Annotated in this window: 6 protein-coding genes; all 6 read left to right on the plus strand. The window is 48.4% G+C overall.

The genetic code is table 11. The features are described from left to right. Positions 1–353 precede the first annotated feature (353 nt). Positions 354–551: an AbrB/MazE/SpoVT family DNA-binding domain-containing protein gene (locus VJB08_03265; GenBank protein ID HLD42982.1), complete on the plus strand. Its 198-nt coding sequence runs from the start codon at positions 354–356 to the stop codon at positions 549–551. Then, positions 551–2,314, plus strand: coding sequence for a VWA domain-containing protein (locus VJB08_03270; protein HLD42983.1), 1,764 nt, complete (start codon positions 551–553; stop codon positions 2,312–2,314). Before VJB08_03265 ends, VJB08_03270 begins: the two co-directional genes overlap by 1 nt. Next, positions 2,315–4,747 (plus strand): vWA domain-containing protein, encoded by a 2,433-nt coding sequence (locus VJB08_03275; protein HLD42984.1) that lies wholly within the window; start codon positions 2,315–2,317, stop codon positions 4,745–4,747. A 5-nt stretch (positions 4,748–4,752) separates the two neighbouring features. Next, a complete protein-coding gene (locus VJB08_03280) occupies positions 4,753–5,235 on the plus strand; it encodes a hypothetical protein (protein HLD42985.1) in 483 nt (160 codons plus the stop codon). Between the two features lie 22 nt (positions 5,236–5,257). Beyond that, positions 5,258–6,055, plus strand: coding sequence for a hypothetical protein (locus tag VJB08_03285; GenBank protein HLD42986.1), 798 nt, complete (start codon positions 5,258–5,260; stop codon positions 6,053–6,055). 199 nt (positions 6,056–6,254) lie between these two features. Continuing rightward, a partial coding sequence (locus VJB08_03290) for an AAA family ATPase (GenBank protein ID HLD42987.1) occupies positions 6,255–6,635 on the plus strand: 381 nt, incomplete at its 3' end.

A 6,635-nucleotide genomic window follows, 5' to 3' on the forward strand; every position in this document is an offset into this window, starting at 1 on the left:
ACCTGTTGGAAAGTCACGAAAAACAACGTCACAAAATCACAATACTTTCCAACCATTGATGATCTGCAAGAATCCCTTGAGAACTTTTGGAAAAAACATATTTTTATGCAGAACTTCATGCGTTACTTATGTCGTTAACTAAACCATCGAAACCTTTATATATCCAGTTATTAAATTTACTACAATGAATACCTCTATTATCAAACGTATTATTAATATTTTTACTAAATCTAATAAGCCCCCAGCTACCCAACTCACCTCAATACCCCTTAGCACCAACTCACCTCAATACCCCTTAGCACCAACTCACCCCCAAACCAAATCAACACGAAAACAAGCACCAAAGAGGCTTCATGGCAGTCAAGTTTTCAGGCAAGGCAAGGCTCACAAAGCAGGGCCAGGTGACCTTGCCTGCAGAGTCAAGGCAGAACCTCAAGATTCAGCCTGAGTCAGACGTTTTCTGGTATCGGGGAGATGGTTTTCTGATTGTGACGAAGGAGCTTATGAATGAAAAGGATCTTGAGTCAGCCATCAAAGGAGGGAAGAAGTAATGCCATTCAGCAACCTGCTCGGCCTGTATGCTCTTCTCAGCCTTGTCCCTTTCATCATCATGTACTTGATCCGCTCGCGGCCTATCGAAAAGATCATCCCTTCTTTGATGTTCTTTCTGAAGGAGCAAAAAAAGGCAAAACACCATGCCTTTTTCCGGAGGCTTGTCCAAAACCTGCTTTTTTACCTCCAGCTGGCAATCCTCCTGCTCCTCTCATTTGCAGTTGCTGAGCCGTATCTGAAAATCCCCCATGACGAGGCAGCGACCAATACAGTGATCATCATTGATGGATCTGCAAGCATGCAGGCATTGTCAGGCGGATCGACGCGCTTCCAGAAGGCTGTGGAGGCTGCCGTTGCCCAGCTGTCCGGAAAGGTCTCTATCATCCTTGCGACAGACGTGCCGCAAGTGATGCTGCATCAGGGCTCGAATCGGGAGGCAAGATCTGTGCTCTCCAGCATTCGTGCTGCAGACAGCTCGACCAGCATCGAGCCAGCTATGTTCCAGGCAGATGCCCTTCTTGGAGAGGAAAAGGGCAAGATTGTGGTCATCAGCGATTTTGTGACAACAGATGAGAGGGACCAGCCGATCAAGGCAGAACGCATTCTCGCAGCCAAGGGCAATTCTGTGCAGTTCGTGAATATTGGAGACAAAGCATCCAACCTCGGCATTGTTGATATGGATGTTGGCAGAAAGGAAACCATGATCACACTCAAGAATGCAGATACAAAAAAAGCATCCCTCAAGCTGGTTGCAAAGCAGTCTGGAGCAGTCATAGGGGCCAAAGACGTCGAGGTCCTTCCAAATTCCCTTGAATTTGTGTCATTCGCCACCCCTCCTGGCGAATCCACGATCGAAATAGACGCCAAAGACAGCCTTCCCCTGGATAATCTTGTATACCTGGTCACACCTGAGAAGAGCAAGACGAGTGTGCTGCTGATAACCAATGAGAGGGGCTCCTATCTTGAGTACGCCTTATCGGCATCTGACCGGATTAACTTAGAGATCAGAAATCCTCCGGTCACGAAAGCCTACGACTTGCACCATGATATAATCATCATCAGCAATATCAAAGAAGTCATCATCCCTCCTGATGTCCTGGATATCCAAAAGGCAGTGGAGAACGGAACAAGCCTTATTATCGCAGCCCAGCCAAACCTGAATGACAGGAACCTGAACTCCTTGCTTCCCGTCCGCATCCTTGAGCGCTCTGGCCACACATCAGTAAGTATCGATGTCGTCAATGAGATTACAAAAAACGTGGAGATTGGAGATGTTAAGCAGCATCTTGCAGCCCAGGCGTTGAACTCAACTATCACCCTTGCAACAGCAAACGACCAGAGCCCGATTCTCGCTTTGCAGCAGGGAAAAGCAGCCTCAATATTCTATTATGGAGTCATTGACAGCGAGTCAGACTTTCCAAAAACGCATTACTACCCCCTCTTCTGGGACAACCTGATTAGCGTCCTTACGCAGAAAGAGGACATCACCGGCCTCAACAGGAGGATAGGAGATGCAGGCTTCCTCGAATATCCGAAGCAGGGAATCTATGACATAGGAGGAAAACGGATAGCCCTAAACCTTCTCAATGAGAAAGAGTCTACAATCACCAGCGAGACCGATATCTTCTCCCGCCATGAGGATTTCCAGGTTCGCTCCACCATCAGCCGCCAGAACTATGAGCTTGCGGTTCCGCTGCTTCTCGCAGCCCTGGCATTCCTCTTCCTTGAGATTATCTATATCAAATGGAGGGGTGATGCCTAATTGGCGCTTGAAATCGTCCTCCCCTTCAAGATCGAGCATCCTCAATACCTGCTGGCAGCCATCCCACTCATCATCCTTGCCATCTATCTGCTGAAACGAAAGGCAGCAAAGTTCCGGAGCAAGCTTGATGAGATTCAATTCGAGAAGCAGAGCAGGAGCCTCCGCAGGTTTCTCATCCTGAGCAGGACACTCCTCATTATCCTGCTTCTCATTGCCCTCAGCTCGCCATTCTCCACCAAAGAACGCACAATAACAGGCGATTATTCGCTTACGATACTCTCCGAAGAATCAACCTCAATGCAATTGTTTGAAGAAGGCCTGGCTGAACAGGTAAGGGGCAGGGTCATCAACAGCATACCGGCAAAAATCGAGCAGATCGCATATGGCAATGATTCCTCTATTGCTGAGGGCCTGCTGAATCACATGCAGGGCGACGATAACATCTTCCTTGTGACCGATGGAAACACCAACGGAGAGAAAAGCCTTGATGACATCATTCTCCTGGCCAAATCCTTAAACTCCACCATCTCTCTGCTCGAGATGAGCCCGATTAAGGATGACACCTCGCTCAGGCTTGAAGGAGAGCCAGAAATCCTCTTTGGCACAGACTACACCTATTATATTGATGTGCAGCAGGTCGGAAGCCCAAGGCCGTATACTGTTGAGCTCTATGTCGATGGCGAGCTGATCTACCAGACCTCAGGTTTAGGCCCAGCTTCCTTTGAGCACACACCCCAAAAGCTTCTGCTTGACGGGTTCCACCAGATCGAAGCCCGTCTCGTGATTCAAAACGATTACTTCCGTGAGAACAACCAGTTCTTCAAGGTCGTCAGGGTATATCCAAAGCCAGACGTGCTCCTTGTGACCCTAAATGAGGATTCAAAATACGAGAGGTTGCTTCAGAACATCTATACACTGGCTATCAGAAAAAGCATCCCTGCTGATCTTTCCCAGTTTGGCGCCATTATCCTTGACGACATCCCTGGTGCGTTGCTCTCGCCCGATATTGACAAGCTCAGCTCGTATGTCAGCGACGGAAACGGCCTTCTTGTTTCAGGAGGCCCAAACTCCTATGATCGGGGCGGCTATAAAGACTCCCTTCTTGAAACCCTCTTGCCAGTGGTTGTCGGGGTCGCAGGAAAGGAGGAGAGCGAGCAGGATATTAATGTAGTCCTTGTGATCGACATCTCAGGAAGCTCGACATTCTCTTTTGCAGGAGACAAAGGCTCATCCAAGATCAGCATCCAGAAAGCCCAGGCGCTGGATATCCTCGGCCAGCTTGGCGATGATGTAAGAGTTGGGGCAGTTGCCTTTGATTCCAATGGGTATTACATCACCACAAGCCTGCTGCCCAAGTTCGAGCAGCAAGGCCTTAATGACAGCATTGTGAACATCAAAGCAGATCCGAAGGCAGGAACTGTCATCTACGAGGGCCTTGACAAGGCTGACCTGCTGCTGAGAAAGGCAAAAGGCTCAAAGAACATCATCCTGATCTCTGACGGAATTGTGTCCCGGGGAGTTAGCCAGAGCACCCTCACCAAGGTGATCAGCCTTGCAAACCGCGGAGTCAGGATATACCCTGTCGGCATCGGAGAGGATACTGATGTCGAATTCATGAAAAGGCTGGCGTATGATGGCAAAGGCGTGTTCTTCCAGCCCAAGGAAACGCAAAAGCTTGCATTGCTGTTCAAGAAAGACGACAGCTCGCAGGAACTTGCAGGGAATGAGCTCCTTGTCCTGAATAGCAATGATTTCATCACCCAGAATCTTGAGCTTCAGGGAACAATCTCCGGTTTCAACCAGGTTGCTCCTAAGCCCACCGGCAGGCCTTTGGTGATCACCAACAGGATTTACCCCGTTGTTACAACATGGAGGTTCGGCCTTGGCCGTGTGGTAAGCATTGCAACAAGCCCGGATATCTGGGCAGGAAGCCTTCTGAGCAAGAAGAACTCAGAGCTTCTCACCCGAAGCCTCAACTGGGCCATTGGCGATCCTTCCAGGGTCAAGGAGTTTGACGTCAAGACAACAGATACCTATATAAACAAAGGGACCGATATTGTAGTCATTTCAGAAAACCCAGTAAGCAAGGAAGGCATGACATTCGCCAAGGTCGGAAGCAAGGCATACCGTGCCAGGTTTGTCCCAAAAACTGCAGGCTTCCAGGATTTTTTTGGCGGCAAGGCAGCAGTGAATTATCCTGAAGAGTACTACGCCATTGGCCTGAACCCCAAGCTTCCCACCCTGGCCAGCATTACCGGCGGCAAGACATTTACTCTCGCAAATTCGAGCCAGCTGATTGATTTTGTCAAGGAGACCAGCAAGCGGAGAAAGACCGATTTTACCTATTTCCGCTGGCCGTTCATTGTTGCTAGCCTTATCATTTTCCTCATTGAAATCCTGGTGAGGAGGATCCACGAAAACGCAAACAGGTGATTCCCATGGCATTTATGAAACAAAACGTGAATCTTGGGCTGCTGCTGCTGATTATAGTAGTCATGATCAGCTTTACAGGCTTTACTGTCTTTTACCAGAAGACATTTGAAGGCCTCAGCCAGGACTATAACACGCGCGTTGGAGAAGTAAGGAATCTTGTCTCAACTCTCCAGTCTGAAAAGGTGAGGCTCAACCAGACAAGCTTTCAGCTCAAGCTGAAGGAGGAACGCGAGCAATCCCTGAGCGAGAAATACACAGAGCTGAATGCTATCAAGGAAGGCTTAGTTGAGGACAAATCCAGATTAACAGGAGAACTGCTCAATACGAAAAATCAGCTTACCCAGGCGCAGGCAGATGTCGCAGCGAAGGATGTTCAGATATCAGGCCTGAACCAGGAAATCACAGATCTCAATAGCGATGTCCGCAGGTGGAAGGCAAGGGCTGACCAGGCTGAGGCAAACCTGGCAACATGCGAGGCTGGACCATGAAGAGAGCCATGAAGATACGACGATGAAGCGCTACATAATCCTGCTGAATGAAATAAATTTCGTATTCAACAATCTCATCGTATTTCAGAATCTGCTTGCAAGCATCGTGCTCTTTTTGGCCATGTACATGCTGTTCAGCATCTTCAGGATCCCAAGTTCGCTCTCGATTGTGCTTGCCATCCTCTATTTCATCTTCTCAACCTACTCCTGGATTAGGCGAAGGTATGTGCTCTTGATTGAATCAAAGTATCCTGCCCTCAACGAGCGTCTCCGCACAGCTGATGACAACAAATTCCTTGAAAACCCCGTTGCCCAGGAGCTGGAGGACGAGATTATTGCTAAGGTCAGAGACGTGCATACCTCAGAATTTCTCGACATCAAAAAGAGCTCTCTTAAGATCTTCTCAGCCCTGCTGCTGGGATTTCTGATCGTCTTCATTGCATCAATGGACTTTCACATTGATCTCAGCTGGCTCCGCGACCAGATTCCCAAGTTTGTGTACAGGGAAGGGGGCAGCGTCATTGGCGACGGCCCTGCCGGCAATGTCCGTTCAGGCGGCCAGGGATTTGCAGAGAATATATTTGGTGATGAGGAGGTTGCAGAGCTCAGCAGCAGCCTTACTGCGGCCATCCATGTCTCAGGCTATGAGCTTACGATTGATGACCTCCAGCCTCCCCAGGCCAGGGATTTCACGCCGCTCTTCCCTACTGAGGTTTTCGGAGAGTCTGCAGAAAGCTTCGAGGAGAACATCCCAAAAGACCAGCAGGAGGTCGTGAAGAATTACTTCAATGAGATAACAAAAGATAATAAATTAACATGAAATCCAATAATGAACTCCAATATATGTAAATATGCAAATAATGAAAAAATGAAAAACCAACAATCCTTAAGATTGAAACTGCAATCAACCAATATTGAACCCTAATCATACACATCAAAAATAAGAATCCCCATCAAAAACCAATCAAATAAAAAATGAAACACCAGAAACAAAGAATAAGCTCTTATGGAGGTGCACAATGAAAAACTACAAGGAAACCTTTGAAGAGGTTTTGAAAGAGGTTAATAAGGCAGTCATTGGCCAGGACAAGGTGATTGAGCAGGTCCTTATCGCCGTGCTCTGTGATTCCCATGCGCTGCTTGAGGGCTATCCTGGCCTTGCAAAGACCCTGCTTGTCCGGACTTTGGCTGACATCATGGATCTGAAGTTCAGCAGGATCCAGAGCACGCCTGACCTGATGCCCTCAGATATCACCGGGACGTATATTATCGAGGAAGACCGGGGAAAAAGGCAGTTCAAGTTCCAGCCTGGCCCTATCTTTGCCAATATTGTGCTCGCAGACGAGATCAATCGGGCAACCCCCAAGACGCAGTCAGCCATGCTTGAGGCAATGCAGGAG

Source organism: Candidatus Nanoarchaeia archaeon, assembly GCA_035290625.1.
Classification (GTDB): Archaea; Nanobdellota; Nanobdellia; order Woesearchaeales; family DATDTY01; genus DATDTY01.